Source organism: Kitasatospora sp. NBC_01246, from assembly GCF_036226505.1.
GTDB lineage: Bacteria > Actinomycetota > Actinomycetes > Streptomycetales > Streptomycetaceae > Kitasatospora.
Genome location: NZ_CP108484.1, coordinates 614,072 through 639,774, shown reverse-complemented (window position 1 = coordinate 639,774; position 25,703 = coordinate 614,072). Strand labels below are relative to the sequence as shown.

The window sequence follows — 25,703 nt, the reverse complement described above, 5'->3', positions numbered from 1 at the left end:
GGGGGTCAGTATTCGACGGCGGCGCGGCGCATCAGCCGGCGCAGCGCCAGCGTGATCACCCCGACCATCACCAGGCTGACCAGGGCGGCGGCGGTGGCCATGCCGAGCTGCGGCGCCGAGGTCTGCGGGAACGCCTCGGCGTAGACGTACATCGCGGTGTTCCAGGTGTCGACCGGGGGCTGGCTGGAGTTGCTGCCGCCGTACATCAGGATCAGTTCGAAGATCTTCACCGAGCTGACCGTCCAGAGCACGGCGCAGACCGAGATCACGTCCCAGGCGAGCGGCAGGGTGATGTGCCGGAACCGGCGGAAGGCGCTGGCGCCGTCCAACTCGGCCGCCTCGTAGAGGTATTCGGGGATCTGGTCGACCGCCGCCATGATGATCGCGGTGTAGTAGCCGGTGGCCGTCCAGACCAGGGTGGCGACGATCATCGGGAAGAGGTTGTCGGTGGCGAGCCACTTGGGCGGGGTCGCGGCGCCGAGCCAGTGCAGCACGGTGTTGACCGGGCCGTCGGGGGAGAACAGGAAGCCGGCCGCGATGCCGAACACCATCGCGTTCACCAGGCACGGGAAGAAGAGCACCGAGCGGGCGAACAGCCGGGCCCGCATCTCGCGCAGGACCAGGGTGAGCGCCAGGCTGATCGCGAAGGTGATCGCGCCGCCGACGAAGAGGATCTCCAGCGTGTTGACCAGGGAGGTCCGGAACGCCGCGTCCTCGAAGAGGATCCGGTAGTTCCGCAGGCCGCGCCAGTGCTTGGCGCCCATGCCGTCCCACTTGTAGAGGCTGGTCCAGGCGGCGTAGCCGATCGGGACCAGGAACAGCACGCCGTAGACGAGCAGCGCGGGGCCGACGAACGGCCAGAAGATGCGCCGGTGCTGGCGTTCCAGCGGTGAGGTGCCGGCGTTCACCGGCTGCGCGCGCCCGCCGCCGCGCACGGCGGGCGGGTCCTGGAGTGCGGTGGCCATCGTCGCCTCAGCCCTGGCTCTTCCAGAAGGAGGCCTGGTCGGACTTCATCTTCGCGACGAACTGCTCGGCGGAGGTCTTGCCGTGCCAGAGGTCGAGGAAGTTCTGGTTGAAGACCTTGGTGGGGTAGTCGCCGGCCACGCCGTCGTAGGTGAGGCGGACGGGCGCGGCGTCCAGCGCCTTCTGGATGTCGGTGAGCGCGGCCGGGGCGGGGATGTCGGAGCGCGGCGTGATGTTCCCGGCCTCGGTGGAGATCCCGGCGAGGGTCTTCTTCTGCAGGAAGTAGGCGATGAACCTCTTGGCCGCGGCGGAGTGCTTGGCCTTCTTCGGTATCGCGAAGCCGAACATCATCGAGTCCGCGTTGACGGCGCCGGGCGGCAGCATCGCGCCCATCTCCCAGTCCGCGGGGAGCTGCTTGGCCACCTCGTCGGTGACCCAGCTGCCGTCCGGGTAGAACGCGGCCTTGCCGGCGGCCCAATTGGTCTCCTGGGCGGGGAACTTGGTGGCGTCGTAGCCGCTGATCAGGTGGCCGCCCCTCACCAGTTGCTCGGTCTGCCTGGCGGCGGTGAGCACGGCCGGGGCGTCCCAGCTCGCGCCGGACGGGTCGGAGCTCAGCGCGCTGAAGCCGACCCCGCCGGCGGACAGCAGGTAGTCCAGGATCAGGCCGTTCTCCCAGGCGAGTTCGCCGTCGGAGGCCAGACAGGCCCGGCCCTTGGCCTTGAGCGCGTCGCAGACCTTGAGGAAGTCGGCCCAGCTCGCCGGCGGGCTCGGCATGGCGGCGGCGATGTCGGGGTCGGCCGTGTTGTAGAAGAGGGCGCCCGAGGAGATCTCGTACGGGATCACGTAGTGGTTCCTGCCGTCCGGGTCCTTGGGCAGGGCGTCCAGGTACTTCGCGGGGACGACGTCGGACACCTTCCTGCCCTCGCCGGGCACCTCCATGCCGAGGACGTCGGACAGGTCGAGCGCCTGGCCGGCCTGGGCGGTCGCCCCGTAGACGCCGTCGGCGCCCTGGTCCCACAGGTCGGGGGCCTGGTTGGTGGCGATCGCCGGGCCGATCTTCTTCTTGACGTCGCGTCCGGCCCAGGTGATGTCGACCTTGATGCCGGTGTCGGTCTGGAACTGGTCGATCGCCGCCTTGATCACCTTGGCCTGGGCCTCGTCGGCCCGCCACATCGACCAGTAGGCGAAGCTGCCGGACGAGCCGCCGGCCGTGCTCTCGGAGCCGCTGCCGCAGGCGGTGGCGGTCAGGGCCAGCACCGCCACGGTGGCGGTGCCGAGGACCCGGGTGGTGGTCGAGGTTCTGCCCATCGTGTGATTCCTCTCCAGGGGACAAGCGGTGGAGGGGGCCTGGGGGGAAGGCCGCACCCTCGGGCTTGTTAGTTCGGCTAGTGTCTGAACTAAGGTGGGTATTGTCAAGGTCCAGCGCCGGCAAGGCCGTTATTCCGATCGCCGCGACAACTACCATGGGCGCCGTCGGCACCCTCGGGAACAGGAGAGACAGTGCAGGAAGCACGGGGCAGTGGCACCACCGGGGCCGCCGGCATCATGGCGGGCTACCCCGACGCCGCCGACAAGGGGTCCATGCGCCGCAACAACCTGGGCCTGGTGCTGCGCCTGCTGAGGGAGAGCGGCGAGCAGTCGCGCACCCGGATCGCCGCCGTCGCCGGGCTGCCGAAGGCCACCGTCTCGGTGCTGGTCACCGAGCTGATCCAGCGCGGCCTGGCCCGCGAGGGCGAGCTGGACCGGGCGGGCGCGGTGGGCCGCCCGCACCGCATGGTCACGCTCGACGGGCGCTGGGTCTGCGGGGTCGGCGCCGAGCTGGGCGTCGATCACATCACCGTGCTGGCGGTGGATCTGAGCGGCACCGTCGTCCACGAGCGGCGGCGCGGGATCGACCTGCCGGAGCTGAGCCCGCAGGAGACGCTGCACGAGGTCGCGGGGATGGTCCGCGCCTGTCTGCGCGAGATCGGCGCCCGGGGGATGAGCGCGGCGGGCGTCACCCTGGTCACCCAGGGCGAGGTCGACGCCGGCTCGGGCACCGTCCTGGTGGCCACCAACTTCGGCTGGCGCGACGTGCCGGCCGCCGCCGAACTGCGCGCGCGGCTCGGCCCGGCCGCCCCGCCCGTCCTGCTCGCGAACGACGCCGAGTCCGGGGCGCTGGCCGAGTACCTCCGCGCGGCCGCCGACGACGTCCGTGAACTGGTCTACGTCACCGGCGGGATCGGCGTCGGCGGCGCCAGCCTCTCCGGCGGCAAGCTGCTGCGCGGCTCCGAGATCGGGCACATGCACGTCGACCGCCGGGAGCGCCCCTGCGCCTGCGGCCGGACGGGCTGCTGGGAGACCGCGGTGGGCCTGCAGGCCTTCCTGGACGCGGCTGCCGATCGCACCGACCGGGTGCACGACCGGTCGGTCGACCTCGCGCAGCGCCTGGACGAGCTGCTGGCGCGGGCGGACCGGGGCGAGCAGCGGACGCTGGCTGCGCTGGCCCTGATCGCGGACGACCTGGCCCTCGGGCTGGGCATCCTGGTGGACGTGCTGAACCCGCCGAGGATCGTCCTCGGCGGGTACTTCGCGGTCTTCGGCCGCTATCTGGTCGACGCCGTGCAGCGGGTGCTCGACGAGCGCCGGATCAGGCCCACCGCCGAGCGCGTCGTGGTGGCCGCCTCCACCCTCGGGCTCTCCAACGCGGCCCAGGGCGGGGCGTATCTGACCCTGGAGGGCATCTTCCTCGACCCGACGAGCGCGCCGGAGCGCCGGGTGGACGCGGGCGCCTGAGGAGGCCGGGGCGGGGAAGCACGCCGAGGGGCCGCGACGGCCTGTCCGGCCGTCGCGGCCCTGTCCGGTGCGCCCTCCCGCGCCCTCCCGCCGTCCACGGGCCGGGCCGGCCGCCGTCCGTCAGCCGCTGGAGACCGGGACGCCGCCCCGGTCCGCCGCGCCGACGGTCGTCAGGAGCTGGGCGGTGGTGTCGGTGACGGCCTCGCGGCCGGCCGCGAGGTAGTGGCGCGGGTCCACGCCGTTGGGGTCGCCGTGCAGGTGGGACCGGATCGCGCCGGTCATGGCGATGCTCAGGGCGGTGCCGATGTTGACCTTGCTGATGCCGACCCGGATCGCGCGCTGGAGTTCCGGGTCGCTGACGCCGGAGGAGCCGTGCAGGACGAGGGGGAGGTCCAGGGCGTGGTGCAGCGCGGCGAGCAGGGTGTGGTCGATCGTCGCGTCGCGGGTGGTCATGGCGTGCGAGCTGCCGACGGCGACGGCGAGCGCGTCGATGCCGGTCTCGGCCACGAAGCGCCGGGCCTCGTCGGGATCGGTGCGGGCCCCGGGGGCGTGGGCGCTCAGCGGCCCGGTGCCGTCCTTGCCGCCCACCTCGCCGAGTTCGGCCTCCAGCCAGAGGCCGTTGGCGTGGGCCCAGTCGGCGGCCCGGCGGGTGGCGGCGACGTTCTCCCCGTAGGACAGGTGCGCGGCGTCGAACATGGCGGAGCTGAATCCGCAGTCCGCGGCCTCGCGCAGCAGCGCCTCGCTCTTCACGTGGTCGAGGTGCAGTGCCACCCGGGCGCCGCTGCGGCGCGCGGCGCTGACGGCGGCCGCGGCTATCGGGTGCGGGCGGCCGCCGTGGAACTTCACGGCGTTCTCGCTCACCTGGAGGATGACCGGCTCCCCGGTGGCCTCGGCGGCGGCGACGACGGCCTCGATGTGTTCCAGGGTGATGACGTTGAACGCGGCGACGGCGCCGCGCCGCGCGGCGGCTTCGGCGACCAGTTCGCCCGTGGTGCTGAGAGGCATGGCGGACTCTTCTCGGGGTGAGGGTGGGTGGTCAGGCCGGGACGACCTGGACCTGGGGGAGCAGACGCCGGTAGCCGTCGCGGTCGAACATGCCGGCGTAGCGGGCCTGGACGGTGGCGGCCGACAGCGCGACGGCCCGGGTCAGCGCGACCGGCAGCGGGGCGCGTTCGGCGAGGCCGACGGCGAGGGCGGCCACCACGGAGTCCCCGGCTCCGGTGGGGTTGCCGCTGATGCCGGCGTCCGCCGGGAGGAAGGCCCGCCAGGCTCCGGCCGGGTCGACGGCCAGCAGCCCGTCCGGTCCGAGGGAGGCGACGACCGTTCCGGCGCCCGCCCGCACGAGCGCCCGGGCGGCCGTCGGCGGATCGTCCGTCCCGGTGACCTCCCGCAGTTCGGCGACGTTCGGTTTGATGATCGTCGGCCGGGCGTCGAGGGCTTCGGTGAGCGCCGGGCCGGCGGCGTCGAGGATCACCGGGACGCCCCGGTCGCGGGCGAGCCGCACCAACTCGGCGTAGCCGCCCGGCGGAACGCCCCGGGGCAGGCTGCCTGACAGCACCAGGGCCCGGGCGGCCGGCACCAGGCTCGCCACCCCCGCGCGGAGCGCGGTCCACTGGAGCGCGGACAGTTCCGGCCCGGGTTCGTTGAGCATCGTGGCGTCGCCGTCGTGCACGACGGCGATCGTCCGCCGGGTCGCCGCGCCGGTGAGCGGGATCGTCAGATGGACGATCCCCGACCGGTCGAGGTCGGCCTTGACGGCGTTGCCCGCGGCCCCGCCGAGCGGCAGGACCGCCGTGGTCCGCCGCCCCAGGGCGTGCAGCACCCGGGCCACGTTGACGCCCTTGCCACCGGCCTGCTCGTGGACGGTCTCCACGCGGTGGCTCTCGTGCGGCCGCAGCGCGGCGAGGGTGTAGGTGATGTCGAGCGCCGGGTTGGGCGTGACGGTCACGATCACGACGGCTGCCTCCCTGCCGCTGCGGTGCGCCCGGAAGCGGTGACCTGGACGGTGGGGGTCACGCGTCGGCGAGGATCACGGAGCGCGTCAGGTTGCGCGGCTGGTCGGGGTCGAGGCCCTTGGCCGCCGCGACGGCGACGGCGAGGCGGTGCACGCGGACCAGCTCGGCCAGCGGGTCGAGCCGGCCCTCGATCCAGCGGGCACCGGTCGAGTCGACCTGCTCGGCGAGGCCGACCGGGGCGTCGCCGAGCATCCAGGTGGCGGTGGACGGCGCGGCGATGCTGATCGGGCCGTGGCGGTACTCCATGGCCGGGTACGACTCGGTCCAGGCGAGGGCCGCCTCGCGCATCTTCAGCGCGGCCTCGTTGGCCAGGCCGACCGTCCAGCCGCGCCCCAGGAAGGTGAACTGGCCGCACTCGACCAGGCCGGCCGGCAGGGGCTCCGCCAGGGCGCGGCGGGCGTCCTCCTCCACCGCCTCGGTGTGCAGGCCCAGGTGCGCGCGCAGGAACGTCAGCGCGGTGGTGGCGAAGCGCGTCTGCACGACGGACCGCTCGTCGGCGAAGTCCAGGACGACGACGTCGTCCGCGGCCGACATGACGGGCGTGTTCGGATCCGCCGTGATCGCACTGGTCCGGACCTTTCCGCGCAGGCCGTCGAGCAGTTCCAGTACCTCGGTCGTGGTGCCGGAGCGGGTGAGTGCGATCACGCGGTCGTAGGAGCGGCCGGTCGGGAACTCGGACGCGGCGAACGCGTCGGTCACGCCCTGGCCGCCGGACTCGCGCAGGGCGGCGTACGCCTGGCCCATGAAGTACGACGTCCCGCACCCGACGACGGCGACCCGCTCGCCCGCGCCGGGCAGGGCGGGGTGGCCGGCCGCGGCCAGTGCCGCCGCGCGCGCCCAGCACTGCGGCTGGTCGGCGATCTCTGCCTCTACGTGCGTCATTGCTGACCCCTTTCAAGATCATCTGATGAAAGCTGAGCTAGATGATGCACATTTAAGCATCTTCAAGCATTTGATACCAGGGTGGTGCGGCCTGATGCCGACTTTGAAGTGCGCATGCTGAAGTTCTCTCGCGATCCGCTCTCGACCGCCCGTCCATCGGATCAACACCGTTGCATGGCGCGTGAGCTGGGGCGATCGCCCGGGCGTGGAGCGGGGAGCGATCGCCGAACGATGCCGTTCGCCGCCTCGGAGGGCGTGATTGTCCATGAGTCAAGAGTGAGGTTTTGCGACAGTATTGATCGCAGATTCACCTGAGGTCCGGGCGCGCGCCCGCGGACCCCGCGAGGCCGCGCCGGGTCCTGCCGGACGAGCGGCGCGGGCAGGGGCGGGGCGGGGGGTCGGAGGGGTGCCGGTACGGCGGCCCGGTCAGTGACGGTCGGGAGCGCCCAGCGCTGTTCCCAGCCGGTCCACCGTGTCCCAGGCGTGCAGCCCGGCGCCGAGGCAGCCCGCCTCGTCGCCCAGCGCGGCGGCCACCAGGCGGGGGCGCCGGTGGAACGTCAGTCTCCGGTCGAGGCCGGCCCGCAGCGGGTCCAGCAGCAGGCCGTCCGACTCGGCGAGCCCGCCGCCGAGGACGACGACCTCGGGGGCGAGCAGCGTCACGGCGGTGGTGAGCGCGGTCGCCAGCCCGTGGACGGCGCGCTGCCAGACGGCCAGTGCGGCCTCGTCCCCCTCGGCGAGCAGGGCGGCGACCTCGGCGGCGCCGTGGACGGGCCGGCCGGTGCGGGCGCTGTAGGCCGCGGCGATGCCCGCCGCGGAGGCGATGGTCTCCAGGCAGCCCCGGGCGCCGCAGGGGCACGGCCGGCCGTCCGGTTCGACGACGAGGTGGCCGAGCTCGCCCGCGTAGCCGCCGGCGGTCAGCAGCCGGCCGTCGTGGACGATCGCGGCCGAGATGCCGGTGCCGATCGCGACGAACAGCGCGTCCCGGGCGCCCCGCGCGGCGCCCAGCCGGACCTCCGCCAGGCCGCCGGCCCGTACGTCGTGGCCCAGCGTGACCGGCAGTCCGGTGCGTTCTTCGAGCAGGGCGGCCAGCGGCAGGTCGCGCCAGCCGAGGTTGGCGGCGTAGACGGCCACGGCCCGCTCGGCGTCGACGATGCCGGGGACGACCACCCCGGCCTGGCGGACGGTGAGTCCGAGGTCCGCGGCCTGGCCGGCGAGGGACCGCAGGGCCGCCGTGACGGCGTCGACGACGGCCTCGGGCCCGGCCGCCCGGGGCGTGCGGCGCCGCTCGGTGAGCAGGACGCCCGACCGCCGGTCGACCAGCGCCCCCTTCATCCCGGTGCCGCCCACGTCCAGGGCGATGACGCACTCGTCGGGCCGGGCGTGCTCAGCCATCGCGCGCCTCCGATGCGACGGGGTGACGGGCTCTCGTACTGCTCTCGGGCACGGTGGGCTCCCTGGTGCTCGGGGGGTGGTCACAGCGGCCTGCCGACCGCCGGTCCTCGACGGTCGGCGGGTGCGGGCCGGCGGGCTACTTCACGGATCCGGCGGTCAATCCGGAGACGACCTGGCGCTCGATGAAGGCGAATAGCACCACGACCGGGAGGATGGCGACGATCGACCCGGCGAACAGGAAGTTCCACTGCACGGTGTAGTTGCCGACGAAGCTGTTGATGCCGACGGTGAGCGGCTGGCTGTCGGGCACGGTGGACAGGGTCAGGCCCATGACGAACTCGTTCCAGGCCGCGATGAAGGTGAAGATCACGGCGGTGACGACCCCGGGCAGCGCGAGCGGGAGCGTGACGCGCAGGAGCGCCCTGAACCGGCTCAGACCGTCGATCATGGCCGCCTCCTCCAGCGCCACCGGGATGGAGCCGATGTAGGCGCTGAGGATCCAGATCGCGAACGCCAGGTTGAAGGCGGCGTTGCAGAGGATCAGCGTCCAGACCGAGTTGAGCATGTCCAGCTGGTAGAACTCGCGGTAGAGGCCCACCAGGAGCGACGTCGGCTGGAACATCTGGGTGACCAGCACGAGCAGCAGGAAGAGCTTGCGTCCGCGGAAGGTCATCCGGGCCGTGTAGTACGCGGCGGGCAGCGCCACCAGCAGGACCAGCACGGTGGACCCGCCGGCCACGAGCAGGGTGACGCGCAGGTTCGAGCCGAGGTTGGACTCGCGCCAGACGTCGACGAAGTTGGACCAGGCGAAGTGCTCCGGGAGGTAGGTGTTGTCGCGCAGCTCGTCGGCCGGGCGCAGCGCGGTGATCACCATCTGCGCGTAGGGCAGCAGGAAGACGGCGGCCAGCAGCCAGGCGGTGGCCGCGACGACCATGGTCCGGGGGCGCAAGCGCCGGCCGGCCGGCGGCGCGGCCGGGGCGGCGGGCCGGCGCCGGCGCTGCGCGGTACGGGGCTCGGTGAGGGTCTGCTGGGTCATCGGTTCTCCTCCTCGTTCCAGCGGCTGACCTTGAGGAAGAGCAGCACCATGACGACGACCAGGGCGAAGTTGACGACGGACATGGCCGCGCTCTCGCCGATGTCGGTGTTCTTCAGCTGGTACATGAAGACGGTGGTGGTGGCGGTGTCGCTGCTCGGCCCGCCCTGCGTCATGCCCCAGATGATGGGGAAGGAGTTGAAGACGTTGATCAGGTTGATGACGACACCGACGAGGAAGGCCGGGCGCAGCAGCGGCAGGGTGATCAGGCGGTAGGTGCGCCAGGTGCCGGCGCCGTCGACCTCCGCCGCCTCGTAGAGCTCCGCGGGCACGGTCTGCAGACCGGCGAGCAGGGTGTAGGTGGTGAAGGGGAGCGAGACGAAGATCGCCACGAACATCATCCACGGCCAGGCGGTGGACGGGTCGCCGAGCCAGTCCTTGGGGCCGTCGATGATCCCGAGGTCGACCATCGCGGTGTTGAGGACGCCGGCGGTCTGGTTGAGCATCCACTTGAAGCCGATGGCGGTCATCAGGACGGACGCCGCCCAGGGCGCGATCAGCGCCCAGCGGGTGAGGCGGCGGCCGGGGAACTGCTGGTTGAACAGCTGGGCGAGGGCCAGTGAGGCGACCATGGTGATGCTGACGACGACCACGGTCCAGACGACGGTGGCGGTCAGGACGTGTCCGAGATCGGTCTCGTCGAAGAGCTTGCGGTACTTGTCGAAGCCGGCCGAGCCGCGGACGAAGCCGCTGGTGCTGATCCGCTGGAACGAGGTGTGGACCATCTCGTAGACGGGCCACAGGACGACGGCGATGATCAGCAGGACGGCGGGGCCGATCCAGGGGAGCGGGCCGAGGCGGTCGAGGCCGCGTCGGCGGGAGGCCTTCGGGCTGGGGGCCGGCCCGGCCGCCTTGGTGCGGGAGGGGTTGAGGGACACCGGAGGCGCCTTCCGTGCGCGTGCGGCCTGGGTGCCGCACGGAGCGGGACGGTGGTGGTGCGGGGGCGGCGGCGCTGAGTCAGGGCGGTCCGCCGCCCCCGCGGTCGGGGGGCCGGGGCGCCTACTTGGTGTCGGCGGCCGCGGCTTCGGCCTTCTTCTGCAGGTCGCCCAGCACCTTGGCCGGGTCCTCCTTGACGGCGGTGCCGATGGTCTTCTTCATCTCGGCGGAGACGGTGTCCCAGCTGGTCTTGCCGAGCGGGTAGAACTTGGCCTGCGGGAGCAGCGCGAAGAACGGCTCCAGGTCCTTGTGCTTGCCGCTGGCCGTCATCTCGGTCAGGGTGTCCTGGGTGACGGGCATGAGGTTGTAGAGCTCGTCGAACTTCAGCGTGTTCTCCTTGGAGTACGCGAAGTCCAGGAACTGCTTGATCTGCTCCTTGTGGCCGTTCTTCTTGAAGGCCATCGTCCAGTCGGCCACGCCGAGGGTGGACTTGAGCGCGCCGCCCTTGCCGGGGATCGGTGCGACGCCGTAGTCGACCTTGCCGTCGGCGGCCATCTGGATCAGGGACGGGTGGCCGTTGAGCATGGCGGCCTTGCCCGCGGCGAAGTCCGCGAAGGCGGTCTTGCGGTCGGTGGTGGCCGGGTTGGCGTAGGTCAGGCCGGGGTCGACCAGGTTGGTCCTCAGCCACTTGAAGGTGTCGACGTTGGCCGCGCTGTTGAGCGTGTAGTTGCCCGAATCGTCAGTGATGGCACCGCCGTTGCCGAACTCCCACATCGCGCTCTCGCCCTGGGCCTCCTCCGGGCCGAGGGGGAGCGCGTACGGGGTGACGCCGGGGACCTTGGCCTTGATCAGCTCGGCGTCCTTCTTGACGTCGTCCCAGCTCTTGGGGGCCTCGGTGATGCCGGCCTGGGTGAACAGGGCCTTGTTGTAGAAGAACGCGCGGGCCGAGGAGACGAACGGTATGCCGTACTGGACGCCGTTGACCTCGCCGGCCGAGGCGAAGGTGGAGATGAGGTTGGCCTTGGTGGCCATCGAGATGACGTCGTCGGCCTTGTAGAGCAGGTCGTCCGTGACCTTGTCGGCGTACCCGCCGGTCTGCAGGATGTCGGGCTCGTTGCCGCTCTGGATCATCGTCTTGACCTGCTTGTCGATGTCGTTCCAGTTCACGACCTGGACATCGATCCTGATCTTGGGGTTGGCGGCCTGGAAGCGCTGGGCGACGTCGTCCCAGTAGGCCTTGGAGCTGTTGCTCGCCTTGTCCCCGTAGTCGGCCGCCACCAGCTTGAGGGTGACCGTGCCGTCCGCTGACGCGCTGTCGCCGCCGCTGCTGCCGCAGGCGGTGAGGGCGAGCGCGCCGACCGTACAGGCGGACAGGAGCGTGAGCGCGCGGTTCTTCATGGGAGACCTCCTCTGGCCCCGGGGGCGATGCCGGGTGCCGGACGTGTTCTTCGAGCCACGGAACGTCGCATCCGGGCTTCTGGGAGGACCGTCGTCAGACCTGCTCGACCGACGGAGAGACTGCGACTTGCTGCGCGAATATGCGCAAATCTAGCAGGAACGAATCATCTTGTGGCGTCTTCTGATGGCTCAGTGTTCATCAGCCGTTCGAGCCGGTCCAGCCCTGTTGCCAGACCGTTGTCAATGCGACACCCACTATCGACCCTTGACGTGTCATTGCGATACACCCCGTGACGAGTCAGCTGCACTGCGCGCCCATGCTCGGAAATCGGCCTGACGAATCACAATCAATCACGCCAAGCGGCCCCGCGTCGTCGTCGCCGGGCGGGGCCGCGACGGCGCGTCCGCCCGGTGCCGGAACCGTCGGTCCGAGGCCCCCCGGCGGCGACCGCCCGTCATACCGGCCAGGGGGCGGGCGCCGTAGACTTCGCGGCGATCGGAAGATCGGCACGGGGAACATCGGGGGACGCTGGTGGAGCTGCGGGACATCGAGATCTTTCTGGCGCTGGCCGAGGAACTGCACTTCGGCCGGACCGCCGAGCGGCTGCACATCTCCCCGGCCCGGGTCAGCCAGGCGATCAGGAAGCAGGAGCGCAGCGTCGGGGCGATGCTGTTCGAGCGCACCAGCCGGACGGTGCGGCTGACCGAGGTCGGCCGGCAGCTGCGGGACGACCTGCGGCCGTGCTACCAGGGCCTCCAGGACTCGCTGGAGCGCGCGCGGATGGCCGCCCAGGGGGTGAGCGGGCGGCTGCGGGTCCTGATGATGCCGTTCAACGTCGGCGACCTGCACGTGTACTGGAAGACGTTCCGCAAGCGCCACCCCCAGTGGGAGCTGCAGGTCCGGCTATCGGTCCTGGACGACCCGTTCGGCAAGCTGCGCGACGGCGAATGCGACGTCTTCGTCGCCTGGCTCCCCGTCGAGGAGCCCGATCTGACCGTCGGCCCCACCCTGTTCACCGACCCGCGCATCCTCGCCGTGGCGGCGGACCACCCGCTCGGCGGCCGGTCGTCGGTCCGGCTCGAAAACCTCGCCGACTTCCCGCAGGGCAGCGGCCGGATCGGACTGGACTACTGGGAGGAGGGGTACCTGCCCTTCACCACCCCCAAGGGCCGCCCGATCGAGCGCGCGTACCAGGTGACGCACTCCTCCGAACTGATCGACCTGGTCGCCATGGGCGACATCGTCCAGCCCTTCCCCAGCCACGTCACCCGGTACTGGGGCATGCCCGACGTCCGCTGGCTGCCGATCACCGACCTCGCCCCGCTCTCCTTCGCCCTCGTGTGGCGCACGGAGGCGGAGGACGACGCCATCCGCGCCCTCGCCGCCACCGTCCGCGACCTCGGCGTGTTCGCCTTCTAGGGTCCGCCCGGCGGACCGGTCGGGCGGGTGGTCCGCCGGATGCCCGGAGCGCCTCGGGGCGCCGAGAACCGGGCGACGTACTCGGCGAACGGCGGGACGCCTTCCTGGGGTCCGCGGCACGCCTTCCGCGTCACGCCGTCCGCCTCACGCCGTCCGCGGCACGCCTTCCGCGGCGGGGCCGCTCGGCCCGACCGGATCGTGAAGCCGGGGGTTAACGATCGTTGCGAGAATCGCCGTTGTTCGCTCCCGGCACGGCGACCAGGCTGGACGGCATGAACATCACGTCCACCACCGTGGCGCTGGTGGTCGGTGACCCGGCCGCCTCCAGCCGTTTCTTCACCGAGCACCTCGGATTCCGTGAAGTCCTGCGCACGGACGGCTTCGTCCAGCTCGAACGGGACGACGCCGCCACCGACATCACCCTGGTCCTGTCGGACTTCGCGGTGGCACCGAACCCGCCGCTCGACGGCTACGTGTCGTTCACCGTCACCGGCATCGCGGAGGAGGCGGCCCGCCTGGTAGCGGCAGGGGTGAAGGTGACCGCGCCGCTGACCCTGCAGCCGTGGGGCGCGTGGACGTTCGGGGTGCTCGACCCCAACGGCATCGACGTCCAGCTCGCGGAGTGGAGCGAGCCCGGGGGAGCGGCCCGGTCCTCCGGCGTCCGCACGGGCGAGGGGGGCCGGCCGTGACCGACGTCCATCCGTCGCCGGTCGTCGAAGCGCCCGCCCCCGCCCTGCTGGACCCCGCCGTCGGTCCGCGGGCGCCCGGCGGCGACCGGAAAGCCTTGGGGGTAGGCGACTTCGGGGTGGTCGCCGACACGGTGTTCGGCCTGTTCGTCCCCGCCCCGCGGACGGAGCCGCCCCGGTGCGGATCCTGCCGGCCCTGACCGCCGGACGCTGCGCGCCCCCGTCGGCCCTGACTGCCGGACGCTGCGCGCCCCCGTCGGCCCCGTCGCCCTCGGGCCCCCGTCGCTCCCGCGGCGGCGGGGTGTGGTCCGTGGGCCCGCCGCCGTCGGGCGCGCGGGCGGCGTCAGCCCGCCGCCGGGGAGCCGTCGCCGGGGAGCGGCTGCTCGGACCAGATGACCTTGCCGCTCGGCGTGTACCGGGTGCCCCAGCGGTGGGCGAGCTGGGCGATCAGGAAGATGCCCCGGCCGCCCTCGTCGGTGGCGGCGGCCCAGCGGAGGTGCGGCGCGGCGCTGCTCCCGTCGGACACCTCGCAGACCAGGCCCGCCACCCGGGACCTGCGGACGCCTCCGGGTGGACCGCCGGCGACTGCGCTGCCCGTCGGCAGTCCGCCCGTCCCGTCCCCCGGGAGCCCTTGCGTGCAACTTTCGGCTCATCCACAATGATGTGATCTGATCGCAGAGCCCGCGAGTGCTGCACAAGAGTGCAGATCTGCCGCGCCCAGCGCCCTCCCGGGGCCGCCCTGCTCCTCGCCGCAAGAGAGGCTCCATGGACCACGCGAACGCTGCCCACGGCCCGGCGGGCACCGCATGACCGCCACCCGCACCTCCCTGTCCGGGGCTCGCCTGGTGACCGCCACCGGCACCGTCGACGGCGGACGCCTCACGGTCGAAGGAGCCCTGATCACCGGGTTCGGGGGCACTCCCGAACCCGGTGACGTGGATCTGACCGGCCACCTGGTCGTGCCCGGCTTCGTCGACCTGCACGTCCACGGCGGCGGCGGCGCCTCGTACACCTCCGCCGACGGCGAGGAGGTGATGGCCGCCGCGCGGTTCCACCGCCTGCACGGGACCACCACCACCGTCGCCAGCACCGTCACCGCCGAGCTGGACGAGCTCTGCCACCAGGCCGCCGTACTCGCCGAACTCACCCAGGACGGCGTACTGGCCGGGGTCCACTTCGAGGGTCCGTTCATCGCCCGCGGCCGGTGCGGCGCCCACGCCCCCGCCCTGCTGCGCGACCCCGCCCCCGAACCGCTGCGCCGGCTGCTGGACGCCGCCAAGGGCCACGCCCGCATGGTCACCCTCGCGCCGGAGCTGCCCGGGGGACTCGACGCCGTCCGGACCCTGGTGGACGCGGGGGTCGTCGCGGCGGTCGGCCACTCGGCCGCGGACTACCGCACGGTCCGCGCCGCCATCGACGCCGGGGCCACCGTGGCCACCCACCTCTTCAACGGCATGCCCGCCCTCGGCCACCGGGACCCGGGGCCGGTCGGCGCGCTGCTGGAGGACGACCGGGTCACCGTCGAGCTCATCAACGACGGCGTGCACGTGCACCCCGCGGTGGTCGGCCTCGTCCACCGCGCGGTCGGCGCCGGGCGGATCGCGCTGGTCACCGACGCGATGAGCGCCGCGGGCATGGGCGACGGCGCCTACCGGCTGGGCCCGCTGGACATCCGGGTCCGTGCCGGTGTCGCGGAACTCGCCGACGGCAGCTCCATCGCCGGCTCCACGCTGACCCTCGACCGGGCGTTCAAGCGGGCGGTGACGGTCGACGGGTTCACTCCCGAGCAGGCCTCGCGGTCGCTCTCCGCGGTGCCCGCCCGACTGCTGGGGCTGGGCGACTCCGTCGGCTCGCTGGAGAGCGGCAAGCAGGCCGACCTGGTGGTGCTGGACGCCGCCCACGACGTCGTCGCCGTGATGCAGAAGGGCGTCTGGGTCGCCGGGGCGGGCCATCTGCCGACGCTCCGCGCGAAGTCCTGAGGCGGTCGCACGCGAAGGGGCCCGGCAGCTGCCGGGCCCCTTCGAACGTCGCGGTGCCGGGGAGGTCAGACCGAGTGCACGTCCACGCCCTGGGCGATCAGCTGCTCGACGATCTCCTCCGGGGCGTCCTTGTCGGTGATCAGCACCGTGAACTCGCTGACCGCGCAGACCTGCGCGAAGGCGCGGCGGCCGATCTTGGTGGCGTCCGCGACGATGATCACCTTGTCCGCCCGCTCGGCCATGGCGCGGTTGGCGCTGGCCTCGCCCTCGTCGTGGGTGGCGGCGCCGTTCTTGGCGTCCACGGCGTTGACGCCGAGGATGGCGTAGTCGAGCGCGAGGCCCTGGAGCACCATGGTGGCCAGCGGCCCGGTCAGCTCGTAGGAGTTCGGGCGGGCCACTCCGCCGGTGACCACCGTCTTCACGTACGGGCGCACGGCCAGCTCGTTGGCGATGTTGATCGCGTTGGTGACGACGGTCAGCGCGGTTCCGTTGCTGTGTTCGGCGAAGTCGGGCCGGGTCGCGAGCTCCCGGGCGACCTCCGACGTGGTGGTGCCGCCGTTGAGGCCGACCACCGCCCCCGGCGGGATGAGCGCGGCCGCGGCCTTGGCGATCCTGAGCTTCTCGTTCGCCTGCCGGGCGGTCTTGTAGCGCAGCGGCAGGTCGTACGCGACACCGCTCAGCACCGCGCCGCCGCGGGTGCGCACCAGCAGCTGCTGGTTCGCGAGCTCGTCCATGTCACGACGCACGGTCGCCGCGGAGACGCTCAGCAGCTCGACGGCCTCGCCGACCTCCAGCCGGCCCCGGTCGCCCAGGATCTCCAGCAGACGCGTCCACCTCTCGTGCGTCCCCATGGTCTCTCCCTTACATGTCGTGTCGGCAGGTGAAGCCTATCGCGGGCGCAGTGACCGAACCGCCAGAGATCGTGCATCTCTGTGATTGGATTGGCTAGGCAGTTATCATATTCGATCACGGAGAGCAGGTGGAGATCACGGCTGCGGAGAATCCCGTGACCCACCGCGCCGAGGTCCCGAGCGCCGTGGTGATCGGGCTGGAGGTCGGCGTCGCGCAGATCCGGGCCGTCGCGATGGCGCCGGACGGCTCGCTCGTGCACAGCGGCCGGCGGCCGACCCGTGCCGACCGCGGACCGGACGCCGTGCTGGAGACCGTCCTGGAGTACGCCGCCGACCTCGCCCGGCACCACGCGCCGTCGGCGGCCGGCATCGCGGTGCCCGGCCTGGTCGGTGAGGCGACCGGCACCTCCGTCTTCGCCGCCCACCTCGGCTGGCGCGAGATCCCCGTCCGGCGCTGGCTGGCCGAGGAACTCGACGTTCCGGTGGCCTTCGGCCACGACGTCCGCACCGGTGGCCTGGCCGAGGCCCGGCTCGGCGCCGGCCGCTCGTGCCGCTCCTTCCTCTACGTCCCGGTCGGCACCGGCATCGCCGCCTCGATGGTGCTCGACGGGTACGCGCCGGGCGGCGACGGCGAACTCGGCCACGTCGTGGTCCGCCCGGGCGGCGACCCCTGCCCCTGCGGCGGGAGCGGCTGTCTGGAGACGATCGCCTCGGCCGCCGCGATCGCCCGCCGCTACCGCCTCGCCACCGGCGAGGCGCGCGTGACCGCCAGAGACGTCCAGGCCCGGGCCGCGGCGGGCGACGGGACGGCCGCCGCCATCTGGCAGGAGGCCGTCGAAGGCCTCGCCGAGGTCCTGACCGCCGCGGTCGGCGACAGCGCCCCCGAACGGATCGTCATCGGCGGCCCCCTGTCCCTCGCCGGGCGGACCTACCTCGACCCGCTCCGGAAAGCCCTGTCCGAGCGCCTGACCTCCCCGGACCCACCCCGCGTCGTCGCCTCCGCCCTCGGCCGCCGGGCCGCGGCACTGGGCGCGGCCCTGCTCGCCCAGGACCTGCGCCCACCCCGTCACCCGGCCGGCGCGGAGGCCGCCGGGCACCACTCCGCGTAGCCGGGGGGTGGCGAGACGCCGAACTCCCCATCGCCCGGGACCCGGTACCGGCGGACGTGTCCGGCCGGGAACGAGGGTGCCGGTCGGCGGGTGACGAGGGGGCAGGTCCGGGGTATTCACGTAACGGTTGGCCCCAGGGTCTTCCTAAACGATCGTCGGAGCCACTAGACCCGAAGGACAAGCCACGACGAAACGAGCAGGACGATGACGAACCCACCCCCCGGCTACGGCTACCCGTCGGACGAGAACCCGTACGGCAAGCAGCCGCCGCCGGCGCAGCCGGGCTACGGGGCCCCGCAGGGCCCCTACGACCCGCAGCCCGGCGCCGCCTACCCGCCGCCCGGCTACGCCCAGGGCGCTCCCGGCTACCCGCCGCCCGCGCAGGGCTACCCGCAGGGCGGCGGCCAGCTCCCGCCGTGGGTCGGCCCGGCGGGTCCGTACGGACCGCCGCCGCCCGGGAGCCGGACCCTGGCCACCCCGGCCGACCGCTTCCTGGCCCGTCTGATCGACCTGGGCGTGCTGCTGATCCCGTTGATCGTGCTCCAGCTGGCCTTCACGACCGTGGCGGGTTCGATCCTGGCCGCCGTCATCGGCGCGCTGATCGTCTTCGCCTACGAGGCGGCGATGATGCTCAGCCAGGGCCAGCAGACCGTCGGCAAGAAGGCGATGAAGCTGCGGGTGGTCTCGGCGACGCACGGCGGCCGCCCGAGCGACAACGAGCTGTGGACCCGCAGCGCGGTCTACGGCCTGCCCCAGGCGGTCTACTGCGTCGGCTCGGTGTTCTCGCTGGTGAACGTGTTGTCGCTGCTCTGGGACAAGCCGCTCCAGCAGTGCTTCCACGACAAAGCGGCCAAGACCGTGGTGGTCAAGGAGTCCTGACCGCGGGCCGGTCCCCCCGGCGGGCCCGATGGAGCCCGGTCGCCCCGATCGTCGTCGGCGGTGACCGGGCTCCGTGCGTTCTGGTCGCACCGGGCAGCCCGGCAGCACGCCCCGACGAGGTCAGCTCGGGGCGGACGGTGCGAGGGGCGCTTCGCCGGCCAGGAGCCGGTCCTCGCACCAGGCCACCGCGTCGTCGCGGCTGGTGAAGGCCTGCCAGTCGGGGTGCCCGTCGGCCGCGGCCAGGAACGGCTCCTGGGCGGCGACGACGATCCGGTGGCCCCGCTGGGCGATGTCCGCCAGACCGGCGGCGAGCATCGCGGCGGAGCCGGGGCGGATGCCGGTGACGGCCATCAGGTCCAGCACCAGCCAGCCGGGTGTCGCGGGGACGGCCCCCTCGACGGCGCCCAGCAGCTGCTCGGTCTCGGTGAACTCCAGCTCGCCCTGGGCGCCGACGGCGATGATGCGCTGCCGGCTGCGGTTGAGCAGCGCGGTCTGCTCCGGGCTGCGGGTGCGGGAGGAGCGCGCGCCGTGCCCGGTGTCGGTGACGGTGGCCGTCAGGTGCACCGGTGCGTGCATGAGGTGGAGGGTGAGCCGCTCGGACATCGCGGTGAGCGCGGCCACGCCCCGCACGGAGTTGCCCTCCCGGTCCAGCGGCGGGCTGTAGACCGCGACCCCGAACCGGCCCGGGCTGGCCGCGATCAGCCCGCCGGCCACCCCGCTCTTGGCCGGCAGCCCGACGTTCAGCAGCCACTCCCCGGCGCCGTCGTACATCCCGCAGGTGGCCATGACGGCCAGGGTCCGCACCGCCACGCTCCGCTCCACGACCCGCTCGCCGGTGACCGGGTTGCGGCCGCCGTTGGCCAGGGTCGCGGCCATCACCGCGAGGTCGGCCGCGGTGACCAGGACGGAGCACTGGCGGAAGTAGGTGGCCGTCACGGCGTACGGGTCGTCGGTCAACGAGCCGGCCGAGCGCATCAGGTAGGCGAGCGCGCGGTTGCGGTCGCCGCTGGCGGCCTCGGAGGCGTACACCTCCTCGTCGTAGCCCAGTCGGCGGCCGGCGAACGCGGACAGGCAGTCCAGGATCCGGGCGGACCGCGCCTCGGGGTCGGCCGCCGCGACCAGGGCGGTGGTGGCGATCGCGCCGGCGTTGACCATCGGGTTGGCCGGGCGCCCGGTGACCGGCTCCAGGCTGATGGCGTTGAAGGCCTCGCCGCTGGGCTCGGCGCCGACCCGTCGGAGCATCTCGTCGGGCCCGAGGTCGGTGAGGGCCAGTGCGTAGACGAAGGGCTTGGAGACCGACTGGATGGTGAACTCGGTGTCGGCCTTGCCCGCCTGGTAGCGGCGGCCGCCCATGCTGGTGAGGGCGATCCCGAAGTCGTCGGGGTCGGCCTGGGCGAGCTGCGGGATGTAGGAGGCGACTTCGCCGTCCGTCAGCCCGCTGATCCGCCGGTGCAGTTCGTTGAGCGCCTTCGTCACCGGGTCCATGCGCGCACCCCTTCCGTTCCTCTCCGCCGTTCCGGTCTCCCAGGCCCCAGGGCGCCCGCTGCCGCTGCCCACCGGGAGGCCCACCGGCCGGCTCACCGGTCGGGAGGCCGGTCGTGAGGCCCGGTCGGGTGGGGCCGGACGAAGCCGAAGCCGCGCTCAGCAGCATGCCAGGGGCGCGGCCCGCACCCGCCCGCGACGCACCGGCGGCGGTCGCCGCCCCGTCGCCCCGGGGGGTCGCCGGTGCCCGGGGCCCGCTCGGGCGCGGCAGCCGTTCAGCGGGTGCCGGGAACCGACGCTGACCGGCCTTGGTGTGATGAGCCCTCTATTCGGGACATCTCGCGGAAGGCTGTCCGGATCCCCCGGCAGGCCCGATCCTGGACGGACGAGTGGTCACCCACCCCGGGGGAGTGCCGAGTGTGGTCCGCAGCTGTCTCCTGGCCCCTGCCCGAGGGCGCCCCCGGGCCCGTGGCAGGACGTGCTCTTCCGGGCCCTGTCCACCGTCGTCGTCCTGTCGGCCGCCCAGGAGCCGCTGCGCGGGCTGGGAGTCGGTGCGACCTGGCGGCCGGGCACGCTCGGCGCGCGGGTGGGCGACCGCCTCGTCGGGCCCGCGGTCCGGACCGTCCTCGTCGACCGGCGCGAGAGGAGCGGGAGCCGGGCCCGGGCCCGGGCGCGTGACCCGCGGTCGGGCCCGGTGCCCGGGGCCGGTGCTCCGGTCCGAGCACCGGCCCGGAGGCCCGGCCCGGTGGGCAGGTCAGCGCCGGGGCTTGTGCGCGAACACCCAGCGGTTGCCCGCCAGCGCGTCGTTCTGCTCGGGCAGCGGGCCGCGGCCGTGCCGGTGGGTGAACTCGAAGGGGGTGCTGACGGAGGTGGTCCAGCCCCGGTCCGCCAGGGCGCCCGCCGAGTCGGGCCGGGGTTCGAGGTTGAACAGGGTGAGCAGGTCGATCCCGATCTGCTCCCTCGTCGCGGTGTAGAGCGGGCTGTCTCGGTACCGCAGCAGGTCCGGTTCGAGCTTGGCCTCGTACGCCAGGGCGCTGCCGCCGGTGCTCAACCGGTCCACCGCGCCGACGAGGTGCGACTCGACGGCGCTGGGCAGGTAGAACAGCAGCCCCTCGGCCAGCCAGACGCTCGGGGCGGCCGGGTCGAAGCCCGCGCCGGTCAGCGCCCCGACCCAGTCGGCGCGCAGATCGGCCGGGACGGGTACGCGCGCCGCCCTCGGGACGGCGGACAGCCCGTCGAGGACCCGGTGCTTGAACGCCAGCACCCCGGGCCGGTCGATCTCGAAGACCACGCAGCCGGGCGGCCAGTCCAGCCGGAACGCCCGTGCGTCCAACCCGGCTCCGAGCAGCACCACTTGGCGGGCGTCGGCGCGGACCGAGCGGAGCAGGAAGTCGTCGAGGACCCTCGTTCGCAGACCGAAGTAGCGGGCGAACCGCCCCCAGAGCGGGTTCGCGTCCCCGCCCGGGGCCTCCCGCCCCCGGACCGGCCAGCCCGCGGAGGCCGGGGCGGCGCGCACGAAGTGCTCCGCGAAGGCGTCCTGGGCCAGGCTGTCCCGGCGGTGGGTCTCGATCGCCCGTGCGGCGGCGACCAGCAGCGCGGTGACCCCGACGCCCCCTTCCACGCCGCTGTTCCGATCCGTGGTGTCGGTCATGCGTCCCTCCCTGGGGTGAAGCCCTACCGCGATGGCATGGTCGAGGACGGCGCTTCCGTCGCCGGCCCGGGCACCGGGTGGCCGTCGGTGCGGGCCGTGCGGGCCGTCGGCGTGGTGGGGGCCGGCGGCGCGGCACGGCGGCGACGCAGCGCCGCGCCGACGACCTTCCGCAGGACGGAGGGCTGGAAGAGCAGGGTGGGCGGCGCGACCATGTTGGCGACCCGGACGAACCGGGACCACACCTCCGGGTCGTGCACCGCCACCGTGAAGACCTGGGAGTTGTACCAGTGGGCCACCCGGGCCGGCAGCGGCCGCTCGTCCGGGTTCCACATCAGGTCCGAGTTGCTCGACAGCGTCCAGGGCACCAGCAGCACGCGGGCCAGCCGGCGCTGGAACCGGCGGCCCAGTCCGTCCAGTCCCTCGCCCCCGGCCCGGCGGGCGGCCAGCATCCGCTGCAGGAGCCGGGCCTCCAGCGCCGCCACGGTGAGCCCCTGCCCGTACACCGGGTTGAACACGCAGACCGAGTCGCCGACGGCGAGCAGGCGCTCGGGCCAGTCCCTGACCCGGTGGTACTGGCTCCACTGGTTGTTGGGATTGACGTACCGGCGGGTCGGCCCCGGACGGGTGCGGCGCTCGATCAGCTCGGCCAGCAGGGGGTTCGCCAGGCTCCGGGCGAAGTCGAGGTACCCCTGGTCGTCGGTCGGCGGCACCTGGTCGTCGAAGCCGAACAGCGAGCACGTCCAGCGGTTCCGCTCGACGGCCAGGATGACGCCGCCGCGCGGGATGCCCGGCGCGAAGGTCATCTGGTAGGCGGCGTCGAAGTCCGGGCGGTCCCGCTCCGGCCTGGCGAAGACCATCGAGGTGTAGGTGATCTTCGCCTTCACCACACGCGGCGCGGGCACCCGCACGCCCAGGGCGTCGAGCCGGCCGTCCAGCCCGCCGGCGCGCCCGGAGGCGTCGACCACCAGGTCCGCCGCCAGGGTGGCCGGCTCCTCGGCGCCGGCCACCCGGTACACCACCCCGGTCACGGCCCCGGGACGCTCCGCGAGCAGGCCCTCGCAGCGTGCCGGGGCCAGCAGCCTCACACCGGGCAGGGCCAGCACCCGGCGCCGCAGCCGGCGTTCCAGCTCGTCCCGGGTGAACGACTGGATCAGCACGCCCGTCGGGTGCCGCGGGGCGAAGCCGGCCGGTTGCAGGAAGCTCATCCGCTCCCCGTAGTCGTAGACCGGGGCGCCGAGTTCGCGCAGTTCCTCGCGCAGGCCCGGGAAGAGCGTCTCCAGCACCTCCGCGCCCCTGGCCAGCATGGCGTGCGCGTGGTGGCCCTGCGGGGCGTGCGGGTGGACGCCGGTGTGCTCGTCCACCTCGTCCCGCTCCAGGAGGACGACCTCGCGGAAGCAGTCGGTCAGCACCCGCGCCGTGACGAGACCGGCGTACCCGCCGCCGATGACCACGGCCCTCTCCCAGCGACGGTCCGACTCGTGCGCCCGCGTTCCCATGGACCCCTCCTCCGACGGCCCGGTGCCCGTCTCCCGCACCAGGGTGCAGGCGCGTCGGGACCGCTGACCAGAGCGACGCCCGCCCACTGCTTCCACGCGCCCCCATCGTGCCCCGTCGCACTCCGTCGGTCGTACCGCGGCCGCCGGGGGTCCGTCCGGGCGGGGCGGCGGGGGTCGGAGAGCCGTCCCGCGTCGTCCTGACTGAGGATCCGGTCCGCGGTCTCCGGAGGTACCCGCGTCCGCCGCGCGAAGGAGACTGTGTCGCAAGGGAGTTGAGAGATTCGATGCGGGCCGGGCGGAACCCCGGTCGCCTCGGCCGGCCCCTCGCCGCCCGACCGGCTCGCCAGAGTGGGTCGCCGGCTGCTCCCAGCCGACGAGGGTACGAACGCCGCGCGGTCCGGCCGGGCGGGGATCGGGGTGCGCGGTGGGCGGCCCGCCGCCTGCTCACCGAGGAACGCGTCACCCTGCTCGTGCCGCTCCGCCCCGGCGCCACGCTCCCCGACTGGCTGCCCCCGGCCAGTCGGGACGGCTGGACCCTGCTGTTCGGCGCCCGCTGGACACCCCTGCTGCCCGTCCTGGAGGACCACCCGATCCGCTACGTCAGCAGCGCCAACCGCACCGGCCACCCACCCGCCGCCTCGGCCGCCGACGCCACCGCGATGTTCCCCGACACCGTGCCCGTGCTCGGCGCCACCTCCCTCACCGGCGCCGGCCGCGACCCGGCCGGGCCACCCCGCTGGGCGACCACCACGCTGCGCCTGCACGCCGGCGGTCGGATCTACCTGCGCCGCCACGGCGCCGAGGACCACCCCCACGGGAGCGCCGACCGGTACCTCGAACGGGTCCGGGCCGGCTACGGGGGCACGGCGGCCCCGAACGGCCGCCCCTGAACGAGCTGTGACGTCGTGTCGGGACGCCGGTGCCCGCGCGTCACCCGGCCGACTTCTTTGTGTCATCCGCCAGTACGGCCGTCGCACCGCGCGGAGGAGACTCGTCGCCACGGCCCGGGCGGGCCTCCACCCGCCGCGTCCGGCGAGCCGGAGTGGCCGCGTACCGGACGAAGCACGGGCGAAGGACATAAAGGGGGCGGCACGTGAGCGTGCAGCAGTACGACGGGATCGGCGAGGCGTTCGAGGGTTTCAAGTCCCTGCCGCTGATGCGTTACGGGGAGGTGCCGAGCTTCCTCGGCATGGTCGGGGACGTGAAGGGCAGGTCGGTCCTCGACCTGGCGTGCGGCACCGGCTTCTACAGCAGGGAGTTCAAGCGGCGCGGCGCCTCCGAGGTGTTCGGCGTCGACATCTCCGTCGAGATGATCGCCGCCGCGCGGGACATGGAACGGCGTGAGCCGCTGGACGTGCGCTACGAGGTCGGCGACGTCGCCGAGCTGGCGCCGCTGGACCGGCGGTTCGACCTCGCGCTGGCCGTGCAGTGTCTCAACTACGCGGAATCCGTGGAGCAGCTGGAGCGGATGTGCCGCAACATCCACCGGAACCTGGTGCCCGGCGGCGAGTTCTTCGTGTTCGCCCAGCGGCCCGACTACGCGTTCGACTGTCCGTCCCTGGAGCGGTACGGGTTCCGCTGCGAGCCGATCGGTGAGGAGGCCGGGACCGGTCCGCGGGTGCGGGTCACGGCGCTCCTCGACCCGCGGCCGATCAGCATCGTCAGCACCGTTCCGCGTCGCGAGGTCTACGAGGAGTGCCTGCGGGCGGCCGGATTCCGTGACCTGGAGTGGGTGCCGATCCAGGTGTCCGAAGCCGGCCTCCGCGAGTTCGGCGCGGAGTTCTGGGCGGACCTCCTGGCCAAGCCGCCGCTGGTGATGCTGCGCTGTCGTGCCTGAGGTGCGTGCCTGCGCTGTCGTGCCTGAGGTGTGTGCCTGAGGTTGGTGTCGGGTCCGGTGCCGAAGAAGCTTCGGCACCGGACCCCGGGCAATCCGGCCCTCAGAGCGGGAGGACGGGACGGGTCGAGAAGTCCTCGCAGAGACCGTCGCCGTCCGGGCCGTGCACGAACTCGGCCATGAAGGGGTTCCGGTTGGCCGTGGCCAGCGGGAGCCACCCCAGCAGGAAGCCGTACCCGCCGCACACCGACTCGCCGCCGTCCCCGCCGTGGACGGACGCGGTGTTGCTGCTCACCTCGGTGCGGTAGGTGTCGTAGGCGATGCGCAGCCCGAAGGCGTTCGGCCGGCTCTGCGGCCCGTCCGGGTCTCCGTGGGGGAGGCGGTCGAGCGGGCAGTCGTCGCCCCAGCGGAAGAGCGTGGTGGCGCCGGCCCCGCAGGCGTGCTCCCACTCGTCCGGGCTCGGCATCCGCAGCCCGCGGGCCGCGAGGACGGCCGGCAGGTCGCCGTAGGCCTCGGCCAGCTCCTCGTCCTCCACGGCCATCAGCACGGTGGCCAGGGTGACGGTCCGACGCGGGCTGAGCACCTGGGCGAGGTGCTCCCGGAGGTCGGCGCCGTAGCCGAAGCCGTGCTCCAGGCTCGCCGCGTAGTCGGCGGTCTGCTCGGGCGTCGGCCGCCAGGCGTCGAGGTCGAACCCGAGCGTCACCCGGCCGCCGGGGATCAGCGCGAACTCCTGGTCATCCCGTTCGATCCGGACGCGGTGCAGCGGGGCGCCGAGGTGCTCGACGGTCCCCAGCGCGGTCACCCGGCCGCCCACCAGCTCCGCCGCCCCGTGGGCGACGCGGCGTGCGGTCGGCAGGTCGAACGACCGCCACTGGTCGAGGCTGAGGGCGCTGAGAGACATGTGCCGCAGTGTGCCACGGCC

22 protein-coding genes and 1 pseudogene are annotated in these 25,703 nt (G+C 73.3%); 8 read left to right on the top strand and 15 right to left on the bottom strand.

What is annotated here, in order from left to right; translation table 11 throughout:
• Positions 1 to 5: 5 nt before the first annotated feature.
• Together OG618_RS02830 and OG618_RS02825 are read right to left on the bottom strand one after the other, a co-directional pair.
• On the bottom strand, positions 6 to 965 hold the full coding sequence (locus OG618_RS02830; RefSeq protein ID WP_329485520.1) for a carbohydrate ABC transporter permease: 960 nt from the start codon (positions 963 to 965) through the stop codon (positions 6 to 8).
• A 7-nt stretch (positions 966 to 972) separates the two neighbouring features.
• Positions 973 to 2,271, bottom strand: a complete 1,299-nt coding sequence (locus OG618_RS02825; RefSeq protein ID WP_329485519.1) for an ABC transporter substrate-binding protein — start codon at positions 2,269 to 2,271, stop codon at positions 973 to 975.
• A gap of 192 nt (positions 2,272 to 2,463) precedes the next feature.
• Here OG618_RS02825 and OG618_RS02820 point away from each other — a divergent pair, with 192 nt between their 5' ends.
• Entirely contained in the window at positions 2,464 to 3,738 is a 1,275-nt protein-coding gene (locus OG618_RS02820) for an ROK family protein (RefSeq protein ID WP_329485518.1), read from the top strand.
• A 120-nt stretch (positions 3,739 to 3,858) separates the two neighbouring features.
• Here OG618_RS02820 and OG618_RS02815 read toward each other — a convergent pair whose 3' ends face one another.
• The 7 genes from OG618_RS02815 to OG618_RS02785 all read right to left on the bottom strand — a co-directional run bounded on the left by OG618_RS02815 (position 3,859) and on the right by OG618_RS02785 (position 11,394).
• Complete coding sequence (locus tag OG618_RS02815; protein ID WP_329485517.1) at positions 3,859 to 4,743, bottom strand: class II fructose-bisphosphate aldolase; 885 nt, start codon at positions 4,741 to 4,743, stop codon at positions 3,859 to 3,861.
• Between the two features lie 31 nt (positions 4,744 to 4,774).
• Positions 4,775 to 5,692 carry a 1-phosphofructokinase family hexose kinase gene (locus tag OG618_RS02810; RefSeq protein ID WP_329485516.1) on the bottom strand — a complete coding sequence of 306 codons (918 nt, stop codon included), beginning with the start codon at positions 5,690 to 5,692 and terminating at the stop codon, positions 4,775 to 4,777.
• 58 nt (positions 5,693 to 5,750) lie between these two features.
• Positions 5,751 to 6,635 carry an SIS domain-containing protein gene (locus OG618_RS02805; protein WP_329485515.1) on the bottom strand — a complete coding sequence of 295 codons (885 nt, stop codon included), beginning with the start codon at positions 6,633 to 6,635 and terminating at the stop codon, positions 5,751 to 5,753.
• A 426-nt stretch (positions 6,636 to 7,061) separates the two neighbouring features.
• On the bottom strand, positions 7,062 to 8,027 hold the full coding sequence (locus OG618_RS02800) for an ROK family protein (protein ID WP_329485514.1): 966 nt from the start codon (positions 8,025 to 8,027) through the stop codon (positions 7,062 to 7,064).
• A gap of 136 nt (positions 8,028 to 8,163) precedes the next feature.
• Complete coding sequence (locus OG618_RS02795; RefSeq protein WP_329485513.1) at positions 8,164 to 9,063, bottom strand: carbohydrate ABC transporter permease; 900 nt, start codon at positions 9,061 to 9,063, stop codon at positions 8,164 to 8,166.
• A complete protein-coding gene (locus OG618_RS02790) occupies positions 9,060 to 9,998 on the bottom strand; it encodes a carbohydrate ABC transporter permease (RefSeq protein WP_329485512.1) in 939 nt (312 codons plus the stop codon). The genes OG618_RS02795 and OG618_RS02790 overlap by 4 nt, the downstream gene beginning before the upstream one ends.
• A gap of 121 nt (positions 9,999 to 10,119) precedes the next feature.
• On the bottom strand, positions 10,120 to 11,394 hold the full coding sequence (locus OG618_RS02785) for an extracellular solute-binding protein (protein WP_329485511.1): 1,275 nt from the start codon (positions 11,392 to 11,394) through the stop codon (positions 10,120 to 10,122).
• Between the two features lie 532 nt (positions 11,395 to 11,926).
• On the opposite strand from OG618_RS02785, the gene OG618_RS02780 reads away from it, so the two are divergent.
• Both OG618_RS02780 and OG618_RS02775 read left to right on the top strand, forming a co-directional pair.
• Positions 11,927 to 12,814 (top strand): LysR family transcriptional regulator, encoded by an 888-nt coding sequence (locus tag OG618_RS02780; protein WP_329485510.1) that lies wholly within the window; start codon positions 11,927 to 11,929, stop codon positions 12,812 to 12,814.
• Positions 12,815 to 13,086: 272 nt separating this feature from the next.
• Positions 13,087 to 13,503, top strand: coding sequence for a VOC family protein (locus OG618_RS02775; protein ID WP_329485508.1), 417 nt, complete (start codon positions 13,087 to 13,089; stop codon positions 13,501 to 13,503).
• 340 nt (positions 13,504 to 13,843) lie between these two features.
• Here the strand turns inward: OG618_RS02775 and OG618_RS02770 are convergent.
• Positions 13,844 to 14,074, bottom strand: a pseudogene (locus tag OG618_RS02770) (ATP-binding protein); the annotation flags it as partial.
• A 232-nt stretch (positions 14,075 to 14,306) separates the two neighbouring features.
• On the opposite strand from OG618_RS02770, the gene nagA reads away from it, so the two are divergent.
• A complete protein-coding gene (nagA, locus tag OG618_RS02765; protein ID WP_329485506.1) occupies positions 14,307 to 15,479 on the top strand; it encodes an N-acetylglucosamine-6-phosphate deacetylase in 1,173 nt (390 codons plus the stop codon).
• Between the two features lie 65 nt (positions 15,480 to 15,544).
• Here nagA and OG618_RS02760 read toward each other — a convergent pair whose 3' ends face one another.
• Positions 15,545 to 16,330 (bottom strand): DeoR/GlpR family DNA-binding transcription regulator, encoded by a 786-nt coding sequence (locus OG618_RS02760; RefSeq protein WP_329485505.1) that lies wholly within the window; start codon positions 16,328 to 16,330, stop codon positions 15,545 to 15,547.
• 155 nt (positions 16,331 to 16,485) lie between these two features.
• Here OG618_RS02760 and OG618_RS02755 point away from each other — a divergent pair, with 155 nt between their 5' ends.
• The gene (locus OG618_RS02755) at positions 16,486 to 17,439 is read left to right on the top strand and encodes an ROK family protein (RefSeq protein WP_329485504.1); all 954 of its coding nucleotides are present in this window, start codon (positions 16,486 to 16,488) and stop codon (positions 17,437 to 17,439) included.
• A gap of 204 nt (positions 17,440 to 17,643) precedes the next feature.
• The gene (locus tag OG618_RS02750; protein WP_329485503.1) at positions 17,644 to 18,318 is read left to right on the top strand and encodes an RDD family protein; all 675 of its coding nucleotides are present in this window, start codon (positions 17,644 to 17,646) and stop codon (positions 18,316 to 18,318) included.
• 120 nt (positions 18,319 to 18,438) lie between these two features.
• On the opposite strand, the gene glsA is transcribed toward OG618_RS02750, so the two are convergent.
• The 3 genes from glsA to OG618_RS02735 all read right to left on the bottom strand — a co-directional run bounded on the left by glsA (position 18,439) and on the right by OG618_RS02735 (position 22,947).
• Positions 18,439 to 19,803: a glutaminase A gene (glsA, locus tag OG618_RS02745; RefSeq protein WP_329485502.1), complete on the bottom strand. Its 1,365-nt coding sequence runs from the start codon at positions 19,801 to 19,803 to the stop codon at positions 18,439 to 18,441.
• Between the two features lie 751 nt (positions 19,804 to 20,554).
• Complete coding sequence (locus OG618_RS02740; RefSeq protein ID WP_329485501.1) at positions 20,555 to 21,451, bottom strand: class I SAM-dependent methyltransferase; 897 nt, start codon at positions 21,449 to 21,451, stop codon at positions 20,555 to 20,557.
• A gap of 23 nt (positions 21,452 to 21,474) precedes the next feature.
• Complete coding sequence (locus tag OG618_RS02735) at positions 21,475 to 22,947, bottom strand: FAD-dependent oxidoreductase (protein WP_329485500.1); 1,473 nt, start codon at positions 22,945 to 22,947, stop codon at positions 21,475 to 21,477.
• Between the two features lie 470 nt (positions 22,948 to 23,417).
• Between OG618_RS02735 and OG618_RS02730 the strand changes: the two genes are divergently transcribed.
• Together OG618_RS02730 and OG618_RS02725 are read left to right on the top strand one after the other, a co-directional pair.
• Complete coding sequence (locus tag OG618_RS02730) at positions 23,418 to 23,837, top strand: hypothetical protein (RefSeq protein ID WP_329485499.1); 420 nt, start codon at positions 23,418 to 23,420, stop codon at positions 23,835 to 23,837.
• Between the two features lie 203 nt (positions 23,838 to 24,040).
• The gene (locus OG618_RS02725; RefSeq protein ID WP_329485498.1) at positions 24,041 to 24,784 is read left to right on the top strand and encodes a class I SAM-dependent methyltransferase; all 744 of its coding nucleotides are present in this window, start codon (positions 24,041 to 24,043) and stop codon (positions 24,782 to 24,784) included.
• Between the two features lie 100 nt (positions 24,785 to 24,884).
• Here OG618_RS02725 and OG618_RS02720 read toward each other — a convergent pair whose 3' ends face one another.
• Positions 24,885 to 25,682: a hypothetical protein gene (locus tag OG618_RS02720; protein WP_329485497.1), complete on the bottom strand. Its 798-nt coding sequence runs from the start codon at positions 25,680 to 25,682 to the stop codon at positions 24,885 to 24,887.
• Positions 25,683 to 25,703: the final 21 nt, after the last annotated feature.